The organism is Pseudomonas phoenicis, from assembly GCF_047302395.1.
In the GTDB taxonomy this organism is placed as follows: domain Bacteria; phylum Pseudomonadota; class Gammaproteobacteria; order Pseudomonadales; family Pseudomonadaceae; genus Aquipseudomonas.
Map to the genome: position 1 here is coordinate 1,150,178 of NZ_CP154852.1, position 20,893 is coordinate 1,171,070.

General features: G+C 64.3%; 17 protein-coding genes. 8 read left to right on the plus strand and 9 right to left on the minus strand.

Translation table 11 applies throughout. The annotated features are described in order from the left end of the window. Positions 1 to 191: 191 nt before the first annotated feature. The 7 genes from dtd to AA0Z93_RS05310 all read right to left on the minus strand — a co-directional run bounded on the left by dtd (position 192) and on the right by AA0Z93_RS05310 (position 7,390). The gene (gene dtd / locus AA0Z93_RS05280) at positions 192 to 629 is read right to left on the minus strand and encodes a D-aminoacyl-tRNA deacylase (protein WP_413046080.1); all 438 of its coding nucleotides are present in this window, start codon (positions 627 to 629) and stop codon (positions 192 to 194) included. Further along, complete coding sequence (gene pip, locus AA0Z93_RS05285) at positions 626 to 1,597, minus strand: prolyl aminopeptidase (RefSeq protein WP_413046079.1); 972 nt, start codon at positions 1,595 to 1,597, stop codon at positions 626 to 628. Before pip ends, dtd begins: the two co-directional genes overlap by 4 nt. A gap of 346 nt (positions 1,598 to 1,943) precedes the next feature. Continuing rightward, entirely contained in the window at positions 1,944 to 2,516 is a 573-nt protein-coding gene (locus AA0Z93_RS05290; protein WP_413046078.1) for a lipocalin family protein, read from the minus strand. Further along, positions 2,513 to 2,767 carry an outer membrane protein assembly factor BamE gene (gene bamE / locus AA0Z93_RS05295; protein WP_413046077.1) on the minus strand — a complete coding sequence of 85 codons (255 nt, stop codon included), beginning with the start codon at positions 2,765 to 2,767 and terminating at the stop codon, positions 2,513 to 2,515. The genes AA0Z93_RS05290 and bamE overlap by 4 nt, the downstream gene beginning before the upstream one ends. A 397-nt stretch (positions 2,768 to 3,164) precedes the next feature. Then, on the minus strand, positions 3,165 to 3,761 hold the full coding sequence (locus AA0Z93_RS05300; protein WP_296266277.1) for a DUF924 family protein: 597 nt from the start codon (positions 3,759 to 3,761) through the stop codon (positions 3,165 to 3,167). A 3-nt stretch (positions 3,762 to 3,764) separates the two neighbouring features. Beyond that, a complete protein-coding gene (locus tag AA0Z93_RS05305) occupies positions 3,765 to 4,775 on the minus strand; it encodes a class 1 fructose-bisphosphatase (protein WP_296266279.1) in 1,011 nt (336 codons plus the stop codon). Between the two features lie 155 nt (positions 4,776 to 4,930). After that, positions 4,931 to 7,390 (minus strand): glycogen/starch/alpha-glucan phosphorylase, encoded by a 2,460-nt coding sequence (locus AA0Z93_RS05310; protein WP_413046076.1) that lies wholly within the window; start codon positions 7,388 to 7,390, stop codon positions 4,931 to 4,933. A gap of 201 nt (positions 7,391 to 7,591) precedes the next feature. Between AA0Z93_RS05310 and AA0Z93_RS05315 the strand changes: the two genes are divergently transcribed. Beyond that, complete coding sequence (locus tag AA0Z93_RS05315; RefSeq protein ID WP_296266282.1) at positions 7,592 to 7,996, plus strand: YkgJ family cysteine cluster protein; 405 nt, start codon at positions 7,592 to 7,594, stop codon at positions 7,994 to 7,996. Positions 7,997 to 8,110: 114 nt separating this feature from the next. Here the strand turns inward: AA0Z93_RS05315 and typA are convergent, their stop codons facing one another. Further along, positions 8,111 to 9,931, minus strand: coding sequence for a translational GTPase TypA (gene typA, locus AA0Z93_RS05320; protein ID WP_413046075.1), 1,821 nt, complete (start codon positions 9,929 to 9,931; stop codon positions 8,111 to 8,113). 126 nt (positions 9,932 to 10,057) lie between these two features. Then, the gene (gene thiI, locus AA0Z93_RS05325) at positions 10,058 to 11,512 is read right to left on the minus strand and encodes a tRNA uracil 4-sulfurtransferase ThiI (protein WP_413046074.1); all 1,455 of its coding nucleotides are present in this window, start codon (positions 11,510 to 11,512) and stop codon (positions 10,058 to 10,060) included. Positions 11,513 to 12,025: 513 nt separating this feature from the next. Between thiI and glnA the strand changes: the two genes are divergently transcribed. The 7 genes from glnA to pqqB all read left to right on the plus strand — a co-directional run bounded on the left by glnA (position 12,026) and on the right by pqqB (position 20,882). After that, positions 12,026 to 13,432 (plus strand): glutamate--ammonia ligase, encoded by a 1,407-nt coding sequence (glnA, locus tag AA0Z93_RS05330; protein ID WP_313741275.1) that lies wholly within the window; start codon positions 12,026 to 12,028, stop codon positions 13,430 to 13,432. A 153-nt stretch (positions 13,433 to 13,585) separates the two neighbouring features. Beyond that, positions 13,586 to 14,128: a chorismate mutase gene (locus AA0Z93_RS05335; RefSeq protein ID WP_413046073.1), complete on the plus strand. Its 543-nt coding sequence runs from the start codon at positions 13,586 to 13,588 to the stop codon at positions 14,126 to 14,128. Between the two features lie 257 nt (positions 14,129 to 14,385). After that, positions 14,386 to 15,471, plus strand: coding sequence for a nitrogen regulation protein NR(II) (gene glnL / locus AA0Z93_RS05340; RefSeq protein ID WP_413046072.1), 1,086 nt, complete (start codon positions 14,386 to 14,388; stop codon positions 15,469 to 15,471). After that, positions 15,468 to 16,904, plus strand: coding sequence for a nitrogen regulation protein NR(I) (gene ntrC, locus AA0Z93_RS05345; protein WP_413046071.1), 1,437 nt, complete (start codon positions 15,468 to 15,470; stop codon positions 16,902 to 16,904). The genes glnL and ntrC overlap by 4 nt, the downstream gene beginning before the upstream one ends. A 255-nt stretch (positions 16,905 to 17,159) precedes the next feature. Further along, positions 17,160 to 19,676, plus strand: coding sequence for a pyrroloquinoline quinone biosynthesis protein PqqF (pqqF, locus tag AA0Z93_RS05350; protein ID WP_413046070.1), 2,517 nt, complete (start codon positions 17,160 to 17,162; stop codon positions 19,674 to 19,676). A 160-nt stretch (positions 19,677 to 19,836) separates the two neighbouring features. Continuing rightward, on the plus strand, positions 19,837 to 19,908 hold the full coding sequence (gene pqqA, locus AA0Z93_RS05355) for a pyrroloquinoline quinone precursor peptide PqqA (RefSeq protein ID WP_003243383.1): 72 nt from the start codon (positions 19,837 to 19,839) through the stop codon (positions 19,906 to 19,908). A 62-nt stretch (positions 19,909 to 19,970) separates the two neighbouring features. After that, positions 19,971 to 20,882 carry a pyrroloquinoline quinone biosynthesis protein PqqB gene (pqqB, locus tag AA0Z93_RS05360; RefSeq protein WP_413046069.1) on the plus strand — a complete coding sequence of 304 codons (912 nt, stop codon included), beginning with the start codon at positions 19,971 to 19,973 and terminating at the stop codon, positions 20,880 to 20,882. Positions 20,883 to 20,893 lie beyond the last annotated feature (11 nt).

The window sequence follows — 20,893 nt, forward strand, 5'->3', positions numbered from 1 at the left end:
GACCCCGTAAGGGCGCAATGATTCCCCAGACGGATTCCAGACAGCACTCGAGTCAAAGTCAAACGAACCCGCGGACGCGGATTCTTACAGCGCGCGATTATCTAGCAGGCCGCGTTACAACGCATCAGGCCAGCAGAACTATTTATCGTAGGAAACCCCGTGTTTTCCTAGAAACGAGGGGTTTTTTCCGATCAGATTTGTAACATGAATGTTACCGGGCCATCGTTGACCAGATGGACCTGCATGTCGGCACCGAATCGCCCGGTCGCCACGTCTTCGTGTCCACCCCGCGCCTGCTGCATCAGGTAGTCGAACAGCTCCGCACCCAAGGCCGGCGGCGCGGCGCTGGAGAAGCTCGGGCGCAGACCGCTGCGGGTGTCGGCGGCCAGGGTGAACTGCGAGACCAGCAGCAGGCCGCCGGCCACCTCCTTGAGCGATTGGTTCATCTTGCCCTGGGCATCGCTGAACACCCGGTAGTTGAGCAGCTTGTGCAGCAGTTTGTCGGCATGCTCGCGAGTGTCGTGCGGCTCCACCGCCACCAGCACCAGCAAGCCCTGGTCGATGGCACCGACCACCTCCCCCGCCACTTCGACGCGGGCCGAACGCACTCGTTGCAGCAGGCCCTTCATGCTTCTTCCAGGGGCAGGTCGAGCAGGCGCCGGGCCATCTGGTCGGCGGCGCGCACCAGGGCGTCGGTGATGCCGGGTTCGGACGCGGCATGGCCGGCGTCGCGGATGACCTTCAGTTCGCTGTCCGGCCAGGCCTGGTGCAAGGCCCAGGCGTTGTCCAGCGGGCAGATCACGTCGTAGCGACCATGCACGATCACCGCCGGCAGGTGGGCGATCTTGTGCATGTCGCGAATCAGCTGGTCGGGTTCGAGGAAGGCGTCGTGCATGAAGTAGTGGCATTCGATGCGCGCGATCGACAGCGCCCGCTGCGGTTCGGCGAAGCGGTCGACCACCAGCGGGTTGGGCCGCAGGGTGGCAGTGCGTCCTTCCCAGGTCGACCAGGCTTTGGCCGCGTGCATCTGGGCGATCTGGTCGCTGCCGGTCAGGCGCTTGTGGAAGGCCTTGACCAGGTCGGTGCGTTCCTCGGCCGGGATCGGCGCCACGTAGTCCTGCCAGTAGTCGGGGAACAGGCGGCTGGCACCGGCCTGGTAGAACCACTGGATCTCCTGCGGGCGGCACAGGAAGATGCCGCGCAGGATCAGCCCGAGCACACGTTCGGGGTGGGTCTGGGCATAGGCCAGGGCCAGGGTCGAACCCCAGGAGCCGCCGAACAGCACCCACTTGTCGATGCCCAGGTGCTCGCGGATGCGCTCCATGTCGGCGACCAGATCCCAGGTGGTGTTGTTCTCGATGCTGGCGTGCGGCGTGGAGCGCCCGCAGCCGCGCTGGTCGAAGGTGACGATGCGGTACAGGTTGGGGTCGAAGTAGCAGCGGCTCTGGGCATCGCAACCCGACCCCGGCCCGCCGTGGATGAACAACACCGGCAAGCCTTCGGACGAGCCGCTTTCATCGACGTACAGCACATGCGGCGCATCCACGGCCAGATCGTGCCTGGCGTAGGGTTTGATCTGCGGGTACAGGGTCTGCATTGCGCACTCCGTGTGAGGATTGGGCTGGGTACGAGCCTGTCTGTGCCAGGGCCGAACGAGATGAATGGGTGGCGCCGTCAGCGACGGGGCGATGCCTTGCGACGCTTCTTGCCGACCTGGGGTCGGTTCGCCGCTTCACGCAGTATGGCCGAGTATGGCGATATTTCGTACACCGCGTGGGTCGACCGGCGGCAATCATAAACCCGAATCGCGGCTTTGGGGATCATACGCTGCACCGCGCAGCGGTCTCGACGAAGACCGCGCTGCGACAGACCTCGGGCCGCGCCTGGCAGGCGTGCCACGGCATACGGCGGTGCCGTCCATTGCAGACGGCACCCGGTGCCGATCAATGCATCTTGGCGATGTTGCGGTCGGGCATGCGCCAGATCAGGCGAGTGGTGTCGTAACCCTGCTGGCGCGCCTTGGCCAGCAGGCTCTCGCGCTCCCAGGCCGACAGATGCTGGGCGCGCGACAGAATCCACAGGTGCTTGCGGTCGGGGCTGCCGACGATGGCCGTGCGGTAGCGTTCGTCGACGTAGAGAATCCAGTAGTCGGCCCGGGTCATGCCCGGCAGCAGGCGACTCAGGCTGTTGTCGAACTCGACCCACAGCTTGTCGGTGTGGCCGCTGGCCTGCACGCTGGCATGACCTTGCGCGCGCAGCCACTCGTCGCCCAGGGTGCGGCACCGGTTGAGCACGTCGAAGCTGCCGTCGGGCTTGAGGTTGTAGTGCGCCTCGGACTGGGCGCAGGCGTCCTGGTGAGCCATGGGCAGACGTGCCAGCTCGTACCAGGTGCCCTGGTAACGCTTGAGGCTGACATTGCCCGCCGTCTTGGGCGCGAGCGGGTCGCTGGCCGGGCTGGCGCAGCCGCCGAGCAGGGCCAGGCAACAGGCAGCCATCAGCGCTGCGAACGCCCTCATTTGAGGCCCTGCCCCGCATACATCACGACCTTGTCGGCGGCGTACTGCACGCTGATGAAGCTTCTTTCGTCGCCCCAGGTGCAACTGGACATGCCCAAGGCACCCGAGCATTCGGTAGGCGTGCCCAGCAACTGCTCGACCTCGGCCTTGCTCATGCCGGCCTGGAGGCGGGCATAGTTTTCCTGGTTGATCTTGCTGCAGGCGGTCAGGACCACGCAGAGGGTCAGCAAGGCGAAACGACGAAACGACATGACGGGGCAACTCCTGGACAAGGGCTCAGGTTGGAAACCTGCGGAGTGCTTGGAGGGCGAAAAGTCGATCCGGTTCCCTGACCGCCGAGCGAACCGCAAATGCCACCGGTCGCCATGGCCAGAATGCGCAAATCAAAAGGCCAGGCCGCATCGGATGATGCGGCCTGGCCTGGATGACGCTTGGCTGCGTGGAACCTTAGGCTCTGCCTGAAAAGTCCTGATACTCGTCCATGCTGCGTTGAAAACCGGCCGGAAGGCCGGCCCCGTCGGAATGCTCATGTCCTCCAGTACAGTCGGACGCGACCCCGGCCGTTCCTCGCCGGTTTTCGCGGGGCCACCTTGGCGGGGCCGCCTTCGGCCTTGCCTGGCCTTCGTCTCAGAACTTTTCAGACAGAGCCTAGAAGCGCGAACCTGGCTCGAGCAGGAAATCCATTTCCTCGTCGGTGCTGGGCCGGTCGAGTTGCAGGTTGCGGTGCGGGAAACGTCCGAACCGCTCGATCACCCGTTGATGCTGCTGGGCGTAATCGAGAAACCCTTCGAACAGCTTGCGATTGGCTTCGGGCTGTTCGTCGAGCAGGGTCTGGTAGCGCTCGACACTGAGGTTCTGCCAATCGAGCACCTCGGCATGCTGCAGCACCAACAGCACGAACACCCGCTGGATGGGCAGCAATTGATAGTCGAGCTGCTTTTGCAGACCCTGCATCGCCACCACCTGGGCACGCCGGTCACCGTCGAAGGCGCGAGCGGTGTCGCGGTACAGCATGCGTGGCAACTGGTCGAGCAGCAGGATCAAACCCAGCCAGCCTTGCGGGCTCTGCTGCCATTCGTCCAGACCGCCTTCGAGCGCCTGCTCCATCAGCGGCCCGAACAGCGCGCCGGCTTCTTCGTCGTGCTGCTTGCCGAACCACAGCAGGCTTTTCTCATCCGCCACGGCCTGGGCCGTGGTGCCCCAACCGAACCACCATTCCAGCAACGGCTGCCAAGGTGCGAGCATGACTTATTCCTTGTGGTAGGCCGTGACGCGCTCGACCTCTTGCTTCGAGCCGAGGATGACCGAAACCCGCTGGTGCAGGCTCTCGGGCTTGATGTCGAGGATGCGTTCGTAACCGTTGGTGGACGCGCCGCCGGCCTGCTCGATGATGAACGACATCGGGTTGGCTTCGTACATCAGGCGCAGCTTGCCGGGCTTGCTCGGCTCGCGCGAGTCGCGCGGGTACATGAACAGGCCGCCACGGGTCAGGATGCGGTGCACGTCGGCCACCATGGAGGCGATCCAGCGCATGTTGTAGTTCTTCTTCAACGGGCCGGTCTCGCCGGCCAGCAGCTCGCCCACGTAGCGCGTGACCGGGGCTTCCCAGTGGCGCTGGTTGGACATGTTGATGGCGAACTCGGCAGTGGTTTCCGGCACCTTGATGTCTTCGTGGGTGAGCACGAAACTGCCCAGCTCACGGTCCAGGGTGAAGCCCTTGACGCCGTTGCCCAGGGTCAGCACCAGCATGGTCTGCGGGCCGTAGATGGCGTAACCGGCGGCCACCTGCTCGGTGCCCGGCTGGAGGAAGGCGTTTTCGTTGAGGGTTTCGTTCTGGCTGAGGTATTCGTTCGGGCAGCGCAGCACCGAGAAGATGGTGCCGACCGAAACGTTCACGTCGATGTTCGAGGAGCCGTCGAGCGGGTCGAAGACCAGCAGGTAGGCGCCTTTGGGATAACGGCCCGGGATCTGGTAGGCGTTGTCCATTTCCTCGGACGCCATACCGGCCAGGTGGCCGCCCCATTCGTTGGCTTCGAGCAGGATGTCGTTGGAGATGACATCGAGCTTCTTCTGCACCTCGCCCTGCACGTTTTCGGTGCCCATGCTGCCCAGCACACCGCCCAAGGCGCCCTTGGAGACATGGTGGCTGATTTCCTTGCACGCACGCGCCACCACTTCGATCAGGAAGCGCAGATCGGCAGGAGTGTTGTTGCTGCGGGTCTGCTCAATCAAATAGCGACTCAGGGTAACGCGAGACATGTATGGCTCCGACGGGATTGGGGGAGAAAAACCCCCGCAGTTTACAGGGAGAGCGGCACGCTAGCGAGCAAAGCGACGCGCCTGGGCGATCAGACGGCGCTTCGCGGAGGGAGTTCATCCACCCCCGCAGCACGGGACTGCGGAGGTGAAACGGTTCAGTCCAACGCCTTCCAGATTTCGCTGGCGTATTCGCCGATGGTGCGGTCGGACGAGAACCAGCCCATGTGCGCGGTGTTGAGCACCGCCATGCGCCACCACTGCTCGGGCGTGTTCCACAGCGCGTCGACGCGGCGCTGGGCGTCCCAGTAGGCGTCGAAGTCGGCGCACACCAGGAAACGGTCGTAGTCGACCAGCGCGTCCATGAAGCCTGCATAGCGCGACGGATCGTCGGGCGAGAACACGCCGCTGCGGATCGCCTGGAACACGTCGTTGAGCCGGTGCGAAGCGCTGAGAGCGGCGCCGGCGCCGAAGTCGTTGTCGCGCTTGCGCGCCTGCACCTGTTGCGCGGTGAGGCCGAAGATGAACATGTTTTGCGCGCCGACGTGCTCGCACATCTCGACGTTGGCGCCGTCCAGAGTGCCGATGGTCAGCGCGCCGTTGAGGCCGAACTTCATGTTGCTGGTGCCCGAGGCCTCGTAGCCAGCCGTGGAGATCTGCTCGGACAAGTCCGCCGCCGGGATGATGCTCTCGGCCAGGCTGACGTTGTAATTGGGCAGAAACACCACCTTCAGCAGGCCGCGCACGGTCGGGTCGTTGTTCACCACCCGAGCGATGTCGTTGGTCAGCTTGATGATCAGCTTGGCCTGGTGGTAGCTGGCCGCAGCCTTGCCGGAGAAGATCTTCACCCGCGGCGCCCAGTCGCCGCTCGGCTCGGCGCGCATGGCCTGGTACAGCGCCACGGTGTGCAGCAGGTTGAGCAGTTGGCGCTTGTACTCATGGATGCGCTTGACCTGCACATCGAACAGCGCTTCGGGGCTGACGGTGACGCCGACCCGCTCCTGGATGATGCTGGCCAGGGCTTTCTTGCTGTGCAGGCGCTGGGCGGCGAAGCGGGCGCGGAAGGCCTGGTCGTCGGCCTTTTGCGCGAGCTTGGGCAGGTGCGTTTGCGGATCGTCCAACAGCTCCGGGCCCAGCGTATCGACCAGCATCTCGGTGAGCTGTGGGTTGGCCTGGTACAGCCAGCGGCGGAAGGTGATGCCATTGGTCTTGTTGTTGATACGGTCCGGGTAGAGCTTGTGCAGTTGCGCGAACACCGTGCTCTTCATCAGCTGGCTGTGCAGCGCCGATACGCCGTTGACGCTGTGCGAGCCGAGGAACGCCAGATTGCCCATGCGCACGCGCCGGCCGTTGTCTTCTTCGATCAGCGACACCGCACGCAGTACGTCGAAATCGTGCTGCCCTTGGGCGCGCAGCGAGTCGATGTGGTGGGCGTTGATCAGGTAGATGATCTGCATGTGCCGCGGCAGCATGCGCTCCATCAGCGCCACCGGCCAGGTTTCCAGGGCCTCGGGCAGCAGGGTGTGGTTGGTGTAGGCCAGGGTGCCGACGGTGATCTCCCAGGCTTTGTCCCACGGGATTTCGTGCTGGTCGACCAGCAGGCGCATCAGCTCGGCCACGGCGATGGACGGGTGCGTGTCGTTGAGCTGGATCGCTGCGCAATCGTGCAGGTTGAGCAGGCTGTCGTGCATGTTCAGATGCCGGCGCAGCAGATCCTGCAAAGAGGCGCAGACGAAGAAGTATTCCTGGCGCAGGCGCAACTCCTGGCCAGCCTCGGTGCTGTCGGCCGGGTACAGCACGCGCGAGATGCTTTCGGCGCGGGCCACTTCGGCTACGGCGCCCAGGTGGTCGCCGGCGTTGAAGCGCTCCAGGTGCAGCTCTTCCAGAGCGCGGGCACGCCACAGGCGCAAGGTGTTGACGCTCGACCCGCGCCAGCCCACCACGGGCGTGTCGTAGGCCACGGCGCGCACGGTTTCGCCGGGTGTCCAGACCTGGCGCTGCTCGCCTTTGTCGTCGGTCAGGGTCTCGACACCGCCACCGAAGCTGATCGGGTAGATCACCTCGGGCCGCTCGAACTCCCAAGGGTTGCCGAAGTCCAGCCAGTTTTCGGTCTGCTCCTGCTGCCAGCCGTCGACGATGGCCTGGCGGAACAGGCCGTGTTCATAGCGGATACCGTAACCGTGGGCGGCGATGCCCAGCGTCGACATGCTTTCCATGAAGCAGGCCGCCAGCCGGCCCAGGCCGCCGTTGCCCAGCGCCGCGTCGGGTTCGAGCAGGCGGATGCGCTCCAGGTCCACGTCCAGACCGACCATGGCCTCGCGGGCGATGTCGAGCAGGCCGAGGTTGCTCAGGCTGTCGTACAGCAGCCGGCCGATGAGGAATTCCAGGGAGAGGTAGTACACCCGCTTCTGGTTGCGCCGGTAGGCACGCCGGGTGTGGTCCATCCAGTGCTCGACCATGTGGTCGCGGGCCGCCAGCGCGACAGCTTCGAACCAGTCGTGCTCACCGGCGTGTTCGGGGTCCTTGCCGACCGAGTAGGTCAACTTGTCCAGTACGGCGGCGCGAAAATCGGCCACCTCGGCGTCACGTGTTGTACGGTCCTGGGGTTCCTGGGGCATACGACATCCTCGGAAAGATTGACGGAGGCTTCGAGAAAGGAAGAGTGATGAGACTAGACGCTTCGACCCAGAGCGCCGCCGACGGTTCGTCCGGGTTGCCGGCCTGAGGCCATTCGGGCGAAAGGTTGTTCACATTTTGAGCAACTCCGGTATGATCGCGCGCCCTGGACCCCGATCCGCCTACCTGTACGCCCTGAGCCAATGAAAAGCACCCTGATTGCCGCCGCCGAAGTCGATCGCCTGGAAACCTGGCAGCGCTACACCAGCCACATGTGCGGTGGCTGCCACTCGACCTGCTGCACCCTGCCCGTGGAAGTGAAGATCAACGACCTGGTGCGCATCGGCGTGGTCGACGAGTTCGAGAAGAGCGAGCCGCCCAAGGCTATCGCCAAACGTTTGCAGAAAGATGGCATCGTCGAGCGCTTCAACCAGAAGTCCGGCATCTTCACCCTCACCCGCATGAGCAACGACGACTGCCTGTACCTGGATCGCAAGAGCCGCCTGTGCACCATCTACGACAAGCGCCCGGATACCTGCCGCAACCACCCGCGGGTCGGGCCGCGGCCGGGGTACTGTGCGTATAAGCCCAAAGCGCAGGTGCGCTGAGGACGGGCAGATACGATCGTCGCCGCGTCGCCTGAGGCGAGCAACAAAAACCCAGACAAACAAAAACGCCCCCGGCCTTTCGACCGGGGGCGTTTTCATTCAGCCAGAACTAACTCAGTTCTTGGCTTTCTTGGCAGCGCGGGTACGCTCGCCTTCGTCCAGCAGCTTCTTGCGCAGGCGGATCGACTTCGGCGTGACTTCGCACAGCTCGTCTTCCTGGATGTACTCCAGGGCCTGTTCCAGGGTGAAGCGAACCGGCGGCACCAGGGCGATGACTTCGTCTTTACCCGAAGCACGCATGTTGTCGAGCTTCTTGCCCTTGGTCGGGTTGACGCCCAGGTCGTTGTCGCGGCTGTTCTGACCGATGATCTGGCCACCGTAGATTTCCTGGCCGTGCTCGACGAACAGCTTGCCGCGCGCTTGCAGGGTTTCCAGCGAGTAGGTCAGCGCCTTGCCGGTCTCGACCGAGACCAGAACGCCGTTGAGGCGACCGGACATGTGGCCGGACTTGACGTTGTCGTAGCGATCGAAGATCGAGGTCAGGATGCCTGCACCGTTGGTCAGGGTCAGGAACTGGTTACGGAAACCGATCAGACCGCGAGCCGGGATGTTGTATTCCAGGCGCACACGGCCCTTGCCATCCGGGACCATGTTGGTCAGGTCGCCTTTACGCAGGCCCATCTCTTCCATGACCTTGCCCTGGGCTTCCTCAGGGATGTCGATGGTGACGTTCTCGAACGGTTCCTGCTTCACGCCGTTCACTTCGCGGATGATCACTTCCGGACGGCCCAGGGCCAGCTCGAAGCCTTCGCGACGCATGGTTTCGATCAGTACCGACAGGTGCAGCTCGCCACGGCCCGAGACCTTGAACTTGTCTGGGGAATCGGTTTCTTCAACGCGCAGGGCCACGTTGTAGAGCAGTTCCTTGTCCAGACGGTCTTTGATGTTGCGGCTGGTGACGAACTTGCCTTCCTTACCGCAGAATGGCGAATCGTTGACCTGGAAGGTCATGGAAACGGTCGGCTCGTCGACGGTCAGCGGCTTCATCGCTTCGACGGCGGTCGGGTCGCACAGGGTGTCGGAGATGAACAGCTCGTCGAAACCGCTGATGCAGACGATATCGCCGGCTTGGGCTTCTTCGACGTCCACGCGGTGCAGACCGTGGTGGCCCATCAGCTTGAGGATACGGCCGTTGCGCTTCTTGCCGTCGGCATCGATGGCAACGACCGGGGTGTTCGGCTTGATGCGACCGCGGGCGATGCGGCCGACGCCGATGACGCCGAGGAAGCTGTTGTAGTCCAGTGCGGAGATCTGCATCTGGAACGGGCCGTCACGGTCGACCGCCGGGGCTGGCACGTGGTCGATGACCGCTTGGTACAGCGGGGTCATGTCTTCGGCCATGGCGGTGTGGTCCAGACCGGCGATGCCGTTCAGGGCCGAGGCGTAGACGACCTGGAAGTCCAGTTGCTCGTCGGTGGCGCCGAGGTTGTCGAACAGGTCGAAGATCTGGTCCAGCACCCAGTCAGGACGCGCGCCCGGACGGTCGACCTTGTTGATCACCACGATCGGCTTGAGGCCGGCTTCGAAGGCCTTCTTGGTCACGAAGCGGGTTTGCGGCATGGGGCCGTCTTGCGCGTCGACCAGCAGCAGCACGGAGTCGACCATCGACATCACACGCTCCACCTCGCCACCGAAGTCGGCGTGGCCGGGGGTGTCGACGATGTTGATGTGGTAGCCGTTCCAGTTGATGGCGGTGTTCTTCGCCAGAATGGTGATGCCGCGCTCTTTTTCCTGGTCGTTGGAGTCCATGACGCGCTCGTCGTTGAGCTCGCCGCGCTCCAGGGTGCCGGACTGACGCAGGAGTTTGTCTACCAGGGTGGTCTTACCATGGTCGACGTGGGCAATGATGGCGATGTTACGCAGATTTTCGATCACAAAAGCATCTCGAGCAGAGGATTCGGTTGCCGCCAGCTTAGCGGCCAAATATGAAGCGATATGACTCAGTGGGCCCGTTGGTCGGGAGGGCGATGGCGGATGCTGCCGCCATACAGCCCTGGAGTCTTATGCCGGACGATAAACACGCACATTGGCATGTCCCTCACTGAGCAGGTGGTGTGCGTGCAAACGGCTCATCACACCCTTGTCGCAATAGAGCAGGTACTGACGGGTCTCGTCGAGCTGCTTGAAGCGACTGTTGATTGCGTAGAACGGCAGGGCCTGCACCTCGATGCCGTCGATTTCCAGCGGCTGGTCTTCCAGGGCGTCGGGGTGGCGGATGTCGATGACGATCTGGCCCGGCAGCACCTGGGCCACTTCCTCGATCTCGATGTCCTTGCCCAGTTCGTCGATCACGTTGTCGATCGATATGAAGCGGGCCCGCTCCAGGGCGTTGTCGAGCACGGCCATGTCGAAATGCTGTTCTTCGTGCACGACCCGGTCCGGTTTGGCGCGGGTGGTCGGGTTCACCGAGATAACGCCGCAGTACTCGGGCATGTGCCGCGCGAACTCGGCGGTGCCGATCTGGTAGGCGGTGTCGATGATGTCCTGCTTGTGGCTGGCCAGCAGAGGGCGCAGCACCAGCTTGTCGGTGGCCTGGTCGATCACCGAGAGGTTGGGCAAGGTCTGGCTGGAGACCTGGGAGATCGCCTCGCCGGTGACCAGCGCGTCGATTTCCAGGCGGTCGGCGATGCGGCTCGAAGCGCGCAACATCATGCGCTTCAAGGTCACGCCCATGTAACGGTCGTCGACCTTGCCGAGGATCTCCCCGACCACTTCTTCGAACGGCACGCTGATGAACAGCACGCGCTGGCTGCTGCCGTACTTCTTCCACAGGAAATGCGCAACTTCCATCACGCCCAGTTCGTGGGCGCGGCCGCCGAGGTTGAAGAAGCAGAAATGCGTGACCAGGCCGCGGCGCATCATCTGGTAGGCCGCGACGGTGGAGTCGAAGCCGCCGGACATCAGCACCAGGGTCTGCTCCAGGGCGCCCAGCGGGTAGCCGCCCATGCCCTGGTGCTGGCCATGGATGATGTACAGGCGCTGGTTGCGGATTTCGATGCGCACCAGCACTTCGGGGTTCTTCAGGTCGATGCCGGCGGCGCCGCACTGTTGGCGCAGCTGGCTGCCGACGTAGCGGTCGACGTCCATGGAGCTGAAGTCGTGGTGGCCGCCGCGCTTGCAGCGCACGGCGAAGCGCTTGCCGGCCAGCAGATGGCCGAAATGCGCCCGGCACTTGGCGACGATGTCGTCGAAGTCGCCCAGCGGGTATTCCTCGATGCGCAGGCAATGGGCGATGCCCGGCGTGCAGCTCAGGCGCTCGATCATTTCACGCAGGACCTTCTCGTCCTCGAGGCGGGTGACCACTTCGAGATTGTCCCAGACACCCTCCACCACCAGCTCGGGATCCAAGTCCTTGAGCACGGCACGGATGTTCTTCGCGAGCTGGCGGATGAAGCGCATGCGCACCGGCCGGCTCTTGATGGTGATTTCTGGGAAGACTTTGACGATCAGTTTCATGGTCACAGCGCGCGATGGGCTCACCGAAAAATGAGGGGCGCGGATTATATCGGAAATGCACGGATGTTTGAGCATTTTTTGCACAAGATCTGCTTCCGTATGACAGGAGGCTCCCATGCGATGAGCACTCTGTAGGAGCGACTTCAGTCGCGATGGGCCGCGCAGCGGCCCCCAACGCCTACGCCCCCTTACGACAGAAAATCCATGGACTACCCGACTTCGGGCCACGTTGCGGCCCATCGCGGCTGAACCAGAGCACCGGCCGGCCGCTCCTACAGGTGCACTTTATTGGTGCGCAAGGCGCACTTTGTGTATCGAATAGGTGCGTTATTCACTGTTTATGCATTTCTAAATGCCCCAATCCGCCGCCTTCTATCCCGCCCTCGCCATTTTCGGGCACTGGCATGCAAATTGCTCCCTTGTGAGGCAGGTAAGCTTGGCCGACTATCCGTGCCCGGCAACACCCTTTTCCAGGTCGCGGCCAACCGCGTTCCAGACCCTCCGGAGGACAGCATGTCGAAGTCGGTTCAACTCATCAAAGATCATGACGTCAAGTGGATTGATCTGCGTTTCACGGACACCAAAGGCAAACAGCACCACGTCACCATGCCGGCTCGCGACGCGCTGGAAGACGACTTCTTCGAAGCCGGCAAGATGTTCGACGGCTCCTCCATCGAAGGCTGGAAAGGCATCGAAGCCTCCGACATGATCCTGCTGCCGGACGATACCTCCGCCGTGCTGGACCCGTTCACCGAAGAGCCGACCCTGATCCTGGTCTGCGACGTGATCGAGCCGTCCACCATGCAGGGCTACGACCGCGACCCACGCGCCATCGCCAAGCGCGCCGAGGAATACCTCAAGACCACCGGCATCGGCGACACCGTGTTCGTCGGCCCGGAGCCCGAGTTCTTCATCTTCGACCAGGTCAAATTCAAGTCGGACATCTCCGGCTCGATGTTCAAGATCTACTCCGAGCAAGGCTCGTGGATGACCGACCAGGACGTCGAAGGCGGCAACAAGGGCCACCGCCCTGCCGTCAAAGGCGGCTACTTCCCGGTTCCGCCGTGCGACCACGACCACGAAATCCGTACCGCCATGTGCAACGCCATGGAAGAGATGGGCCTGGTCATCGAAGTGCACCACCACGAAGTGGCCACTGCCGGTCAGAACGAAATCGGTGTGAAGTTCAACACCCTGGTCACCAAGGCCGACGAAGTCCAGACCCTGAAATACTGTGTGCACAACGTGGCCGATGCCTATGGCAAGACCGCCACCTTCATGCCTAAACCGCTGTACGGCGACAACGGCTCGGGCATGCACGTGCACATGTCTATCTCCAAGGAAGGCAAGAACACCTTCTCCGGCGAAGGCTATGCCGGCCTGTCCGACATCGCCCTGTACTTCATCGGCGGCATCATCAAGCACGGTAAGGCGCTGAACGGCTTCACCAACCCGGCCACCAACTCCTACAAGCGTCTGGTGCCAGGCTTCGAAGCGCCGGTGATGCTGGCCTACTCGGCACGCAACCGTTCCGCTTCGATCCGCATCCCGTACGTGTCGAGCCCCAAAGCCCGCCGTATCGAGGCGCGCTTCCCGGACCCGGCAGCCAACCCGTACCTGTGCTTCGCCGCGCTGCTGATGGCCGGCCTGGACGGCATCCAGAACAAGATCCACCCAGGCGATGCCGCCGACAAGAACCTGTACGACCTGCCGCCCGAAGAGGCCAAGGAAATTCCACAGGTCTGCGGCAGCTTGAAAGAAGCCCTGGAAGAGCTGGACAAGGGCCGTGCGTTCCTGACCAAGGGCGGCGTGTTCTCCGACGACTTCATCGATGCCTACATCGAGCTGAAGTCCGAAGAAGAGATCAAGGTCCGCACCTTCGTCCACCCGCTGGAATACGACCTGTACTACAGCGTTTGATGCGTTAGACGCCCGTCGTCTAACCTTCATCCACAACGGCCTTCTTCGGAAGGCCGTTGTTGTTTCAGCTGTCACGCATATGGGAAGGCTCCTACAAAGGCGCTTTACCAGAAGCAGGCACACTCGGTGGCCCACCACTCGAGGAAGCCTTTCATGCATTCCATCACGCTCGTCCTGCTCCTGGCCCTCAGCCTGTCCGGCTGCGCCTCTGCGAGCAAACCCAAGACCCCGCTGGACCTCCTGCTCGATACCATCGAGCGCCGCCTGGCCCTGGCCGATGGCGTAGCCCTGCTCAAGTGGGACCAGAACCTGCCCGTGCAAGATTTGCCACGCGAACAGCAGATCCTGGCCCAGGTCCGCGAAGCGGCCGCCGACCACAACCTCGACGAACAGCGGGCCGTGGGCTTCTTCGCCGACCAGATGGAAGCCGGCAAACTGGTGCAGTACGCCCTGCTCAATCGTTGGGAGCGCGAGCAGCAAGCGCCTGACACGCCGCGGCTGGACCTCAAGAACGCCCTGCGCCCTCAACTCGACAACCTGCAGCATCAACTGTTTGCCAGCCTGCAACGCTTCGATCGGCAACGGCCTGAAGACTGCAAACGGGTCTTGGCCGATGCGCTGGCCGAACGCGCAGATACCGCGCTGCACCAGTTGGCCCTGCAACGCGCAGCGGGCAGGCTCTGCGACCCGCTCTGACAAAACGCTTCATATTGGTGCATCCTAGGGTTCATGACCGGGGCAGACGGTCCACTTCGTTCCAGCGGCCGCCTGATTCCTGGTCTGAATCGCCCGATTTCAGGGCCTGACTCAGAAAATACCGCTTCTTTTCAGAGCCTTGGTTTGTTTCTTGCATTTTGCAGCTCCATGCCGAGCCCTTGCGCTCTCACCCTGGCCCGATCGGGACATCACGCGCCCAATGCGCCCGCACTGCGGTAATAGAGGTCACCCTTGCCATGACCATCAGCGACGCGCAGCACCGACTGTTGCTGGACAACCTGACCACCGCCACGCTGTTGCTCGATGCCCAATTGCGCCTGGAGTACATGAACCCTGCGGCCGAAATGCTGTTGGCCGTCAGCGGCCAGCGCAGCCATGGGCAATTCATCAGCGAGCTGTTCACCGAATCCGCCGAAGCGCTCGGCGCCCTGCGCCAGGCGGTCGAGCACGCGCACCCGTTCACCAAGCGCGAAGCCCTGCTGACCTCGCTCAATGGCCAGAGCATCACCGTCGACTATGCCGTAACGCCCATCCTGCATCAGGGCACCACCCTGCTGCTGCTCGAGGTGCACCCGCGCGATCGGTTGCTGCGCATCACCAAGGAAGAGGCCCAGCTGAGCAAGCAGGAAACCACCAAGATGCTGGTGCGTGGCTTGGCCCACGAGATCAAGAACCCCCTGGGCGGCATCCGTGGCGCGGCGCAGTTGCTGGCCCGCGAGTTGCCCGAGGACGGCCTGCGCGACTACACCGACGTGATCATCGAAGAAGCCGACCGTCTGCGTAACCTGGTCGACCGCATGCTCGGCTCGAACAAGCTGCCTTCGCTGGCGATGACCAACATCCACGAGGTGCTGGAGCGCGTGTGCAGCCTGATCGACGCCGAGAGCCAGGGTGGCATCACCCTGGTACGCGACTACGACCCGAGCCTGCCCGACGTGCTGGTCGACCGCGAGCAGATGATCCAGGCGGTGCTCAACATCATGCGCAACGCCATGCAGGCCATCGGCCACAAGAACGAGCTGCGCCTGGGCCGCATCAGCCTGCGCAGCCGTGCCATGCGCCAGTTCACCATCGGCCACGTGCGCCACCGCCTGGTGGCGCGGGTCGAGATCACCGACAACGGCCCAGGCATTCCTGCCGAACTGCAAGACACCCTCTTCTACCCTATGGTCAGTGGGCGTCCGGACGGCACCGGGCTGGGCCTGGCCATCACGCAGAACATCATCAGCCAGCACCAGGGCCTGATCGAATGCGAGAGCCATCCCGGCCACACCACCTTTTCGATATTCCTGCCGCTGGAACAAGGAGCCACCGCCTCATGAGCCGAAGTGAAACCGTCTGGATCGTCGACGATGATCGCTCCATCCGCTGGGTCCTGGAAAAAGCCCTGCAACAGGCCGGCATGGCCACCCAGAGCTTCGACAGCGCCGAAGGCGTGATGGGCCGTCTGGCCCGCCAACAACCGGACGTGATCATTTCCGACATCCGCATGCCGGGCACCAGCGGCCTCGATCTGTTGGCGCAGATCCGCGAGCAGCACCCGCGTCTGCCGGTGATCATCATGACCGCCCACTCCGACCTGGAGAGCGCCGTGGCTTCGTACCAGGGCGGCGCCTTCGAGTACCTGCCCAAACCGTTCGACGTCGACGAAGCGGTGGCCCTGGTCCAGCGCGCCAACCAGCATGCCCAGGAACAGCAAGGTTTGGCCGCACCGCAACCGCTGACCCGCACGCCCGAGATCATCGGCGAAGCGCCGGCCATGCAGGAGGTGTTCCGCGCCATCGGCCGTTTGAGCCACTCCAACATCACCGTGCTGATCAACGGCGAGTCCGGTACCGGCAAAGAGCTGGTGGCGCACGCCCTGCACCGCCACAGCCCGCGTGCGGCCTCGCCGTTCATCGCGCTGAACATGGCGGCGATCCCCAAGGACCTGATGGAGTCGGAGCTCTTCGGCCACGAGAAAGGCGCCTTCACCGGTGCGGCCAATCTGCGCCGCGGCCGCTTCGAGCAGGCCGATGGCGGCACCTTGTTCCTCGACGAGATCGGCGACATGCCGGCCGACACCCAGACCCGCCTGCTGCGGGTGCTGGCCGACGGCGAGTTCTACCGCGTCGGCGGCCATGTGCCGGTCAAGGTCGATGTACGCATCATCGCCGCGACCCACCAGAACCTGGAATCGCTGGTGCAGGCCGGCAAATTCCGCGAAGACCTGTTCCATCGCCTGAACGTGATCCGCATCCACATTCCGCGCCTGGCCGACCGTCGCGAGGACATCCCCGCCCTGGCCCGCCACTTCCTCGCCCGCGCCGCCCAGGAGCTGGCCGTCGAACCCAAGCTACTCAAGCCCGAAACCGAGGCCTTCATCAGCAACCTGCCGTGGCCGGGCAACGTCCGGCAGATGGAGAACACCTGCCGTTGGATCACCGTCATGGCTTCGAGCCGCGAGGTGCTGATCGGCGACTTGCCACCCGAACTGCTCAACCTGCCGCAGGACGCCTCGCCCGTGACCAACTGGGAGCAGGCGCTGCGCCAGTGGGCCGACCAGGCCCTGGCCCGGGGTCAGACCAGCCTGCTGGACAGCGCGGTACCGAGCTTCGAGCGGATCATGATCGAGACTGCCCTCAAGCACACCGCCGGCCGACGCCGCGACGCCGCGCAACTGTTAGGCTGGGGACGCAACACCCTGACCCGCAAGATCAAGGAGCTGGAAATGAACGTTGCCGGTGGTGAGGAGGACGACGGCGAGGAGCACTGAGGCCAGGCACGTGCCTGCAATGTGCGCAAGGACGTTGAGTGACAGGGCCGGCGCCTTCGCTGTCGATAGACACCGGGGCGATGCCTGGACGCGATGGATTTAGGTTCCAGCGGCGTAAACGCGCCAACGCCTGTTCCAGCTTTCCGTGTAATCGACGAGCCTTGACTCGCTAAACCCACGATTGCAGACACCTGGGGAATTCGTCGGCCTGCCGAGGCCGATGCGCTAGCATATGGCTCCCGCCGAGGAGGCCGCATGCCCGACACCACCCGCCACCTGCACCTGCCCAACGGCCTGCAGGTGACCCTGCGCCACGCCCCACACCTCACCCGCGCCGCGGCGGCGCTGCGGGTGCGGGCAGGCAGCCACGACGCACCGGAGCGCTGGCCAGGCTTGGCGCACTTGCTCGAGCACCTGCTGTTTCTCGGCACCGCGCGCTTCCCGTTGCCGGACGGGCTGATGCGCTTCGTCCAAGGCGTGGGCGGACAGGTCAATGCCACCACCCGCGAGCGCACCACCGATTTCTTTTTCGAAGTGCCCTGTCCGGCCTTTACCGGAGCGTTGGAGCGCCTGTGCCAGATGCTCGCCGAACCCGAGCTGGACGCGGCGCGGCAACAGGCCGAACGCGAGGTGATCCATGCCGAGTTCATCGCTTGGTCGCGCGACGCCCAGGCGCAACGCCAGTTCGCCTTGCTGCAAGGGCTGTCGCCGCGCCATCCGCTGCGCGGCTTCCATGCCGGCAACCGCTATACCCTGAACGTTCGGGCGCCGACGTTCCAACGAGCGCTGCAGCAATTCCACCAGCGCTTCTATCGTGGCGCGCAAATGACTTTGAGCTTGTGCGGCCCGCAGCCTCTGGACACGTTACAAGCGCTGGCCGAGCGGTTCGGCAGACTGTTCGCGCCCGGCCCGGCCTATGACCAGGCCGCGCCACCGAGGCTGCTCGAAGGGCCTTTGCCGACACCTGAGACCCTTGCCCAAGGCTTGCTGTTGGCCCACGAAGGGCTTGGACCAGGCGCCGAGCAGGCCATGGCACTGCTGTGCAGTCACTTGAACGAGCCGCACCCCGTCGGTTGGTCGACCACCTTGCGTCAAAGAAGCTGGCTGCGCGACTGCAAGGCGCAACCGCTGTACGCCTTCGGTGGACAGGCGCTTTGGCATGTGGAACTCGACGCATATGCAGGGGCACCCGCCGACCAGGTGCAACATGCATTGCATGACTGGTTGGCTTGGTTGGGCCAGGTCGAACCCGCTCAGCTCGACGCCCATTTCGGCGCGCTACAGGCGCGCAAGGGCCTGACCGCCAGCGCCTTGCAATGGGCCCGCAGCGACAGCGGCGGCCTGCCGTTCACCGGGCTCGACGCCGATGGTTTCACGGCGCTGGCACGCCTGTTCGACGGCTTGCCCGATCGTTCGCGGGAACACTGGCAACTACCACCGTCCGACCCCTTGCTGCTCGACACCTTGCCCGAGGCGACCGTCACAGCGGTCGACGTTTCGGTGGATGAGATCTTGGCGGCCGGCGCTCCGGCGGCCGGCACTCCGGTGGCCGGCGCTCCGGCGGCCGGCACTCCGGTGGCCGGCACTCCGGTGGCCGGCACTCCGGCGACCAGCACTCCAGTGGCCCGTACCCCGATAGCCGGCACCCCGGTAGCCAACACCCCCCCCACCGCCATCCCACCGGCCGAGACCCTTGCGCACGCCGCTCTGCACATCGACCCCATCCTCCCCGCCCAGCGCCACTTCGCCAGCCTGCGCCTGCGCTGGCGCTTGCCCGAGCCGGCGCCTACCCTGCAAGGCGTTCTGCAACGGGCACTGGCGCCGTTGCAGGCCCGCGCCGAACGTGCCGCAGTCGCTCTGCGCTTCGACGGCGTAGGCCATTGTCTGGACTTGGCGTGCAGCGGCCCGCCCGCCGCAGTGATCCGCACCACAACCTTGGCACTGGCGGCTTTGCGCCAGCCCGCCAGCGAGGCTTGGCAGCCAGCACCGCAAAACACGCTTCCGCCGATACCGATCCGCGCCCTGCTCGCACGACTGCCTCAAGCGATAAGCGGCGAGAACCTGCCACCGAGCGATGCCACGCCGGCCACCCCGACCTCGCTGCAAAGGCTGTGGGGCGCCGCGCATTGGCAAGGCCAGGCCACCGGCTTCGATCCCGACGGGCTGCGCGCACTCAAGCCTGCGCTGCAGGCCATGCCCGGCCGGCCGACCACCCGGTCCTGGCCGCCGCCCAGCCAACACCGCCGCTGGTCGCCGTGGTTCGCTGCCAGCGGCGAACACGCGCTGTTGCTGTTCTGCCCGGTCGACCCCGTGCAGCAACCCGCCGCGCGCCTGCTCGGCCATCTGCTGCAAGGGCCGGTGTACCAGCGCCTGCGCGTCGAATTGCAAGTGGGCTATGCGGTGTTCAGTGCCTTTCGTCAGGTCGAAGGTGTGGCCGGGCTGTTGTTCGGCGTGCAGTCGCCCCAGACCGAGGTCCGGCAGACCCTCGTACACCTGCAAGACGTGCTCAGGGCTGGGGTGACGTTGACCCCGGCGGCTCGCCAAGACCTGGCGGCGCAGTTCGAGCCCAGCCACATGCCACCAGAAGACCTCGCGCACCACGCCTGGCAGGCCTATCTGTCAGGCGCAGCCAGCGACCTTGGGCGGTTGCGGGCAGCGATCGACGGTTTGCAACAGGCCGACCTCGACGCCCTGTTGGCCGTGTTGCTCGATCCCGCCGCCCCTTGGTTGTGCCTGGCCAATCGCCCAGCGCCCGGCCAAACCTGGCCATGATCGATTGTTACCCAGGCTGCAAGAGCCCTTATCCAATAATTAACCGTTTAGAACAGACATTTCTTGTAGGATATCTGCCTTAAGGTTGTGGGAACCTCGCGCTCCAATAGCCACCCAATGACTGGCGACACCCGCCGCCCCCTTTCCAAGGAGTACGCCCATGTGGACCAAACCTGCCTACACTGACCTGCGCATCGGTTTCGAAGTGACCATGTACTTCGCCAACCGCTGAGCTGCCATGCGGTTCGACGCCTCGGCCTGCCGGGGCGTTTTCGTTTTTGCCTAGGAGTAGTCATGTACATCCAGATCCTCGGCTCCGCCGCTGGCGGCGGCTTCCCGCAATGGAACTGCAACTGCGTCAACTGCAAGGGCTATCGCGACGGCACGCTCAAGGCCACGGCGCGCAGCCAGTCGTCCATTGCCCTGTCCGACGACGGTGAGCACTGGATCCTATGCAACGCCTCCCCCGACATCCGCGCCCAGTTGCAGGCTTTCGCGCCCATGCAGCCGGCCCGTGCGCTACGTGACAGCGGCATCGACGCGATCGTCCTGCTCGACAGCCAGATCGACCACACCACCGGCCTGCTCAGCCTGCGCGAAGGCTGCCCGCACGCGGTGTGGTGCACCGACATGGTCCACCAGGACCTGACCACCGGCTTTCCGCTGTTCACCATGCTGAGCCATTGGAACGGCGGCCTGGACTGGAACCGCATCGAGCTCGACAGCAGCTTCGTCATCCCAGCCTGCCCGAACCTGCGCTTCACCCCCTTCCCCCTGCGCAGCGCCGCGCCGCCCTATTCGCCGCACCGCTTCGATCCGCACCCCGGCGACAACCTGGGCCTGCTGGTGGAAGACCTGCGCACCGGCGGCAAGCTGTTCTACGCACCGGGCCTGGGCCAGGTCGACGACGCACTGCTGGAGATGATGCACGGTGCCGACTGCCTGCTGGTCGACGGCACCCTGTGGGAAGACGACGAGATGCAACGCCGCGGCGTCGGCACCCGTACCGGCCGCGAGATGGGCCACCTGGCGCAGAACGGCCCGGGCGGCATGCTCGATGTGCTGGACGGTTTCCAACGCCAACGCAAGGTGCTCATCCACATCAACAACACCAACCCGATCCTCGACGAAGACTCTCCCGAGCGTGCCGAAGTGCTGCGCCGCGGCGTGGAAGTGGCCTTCGACGGCATGAGCATCGCGTTGTGACCGCCATTGCC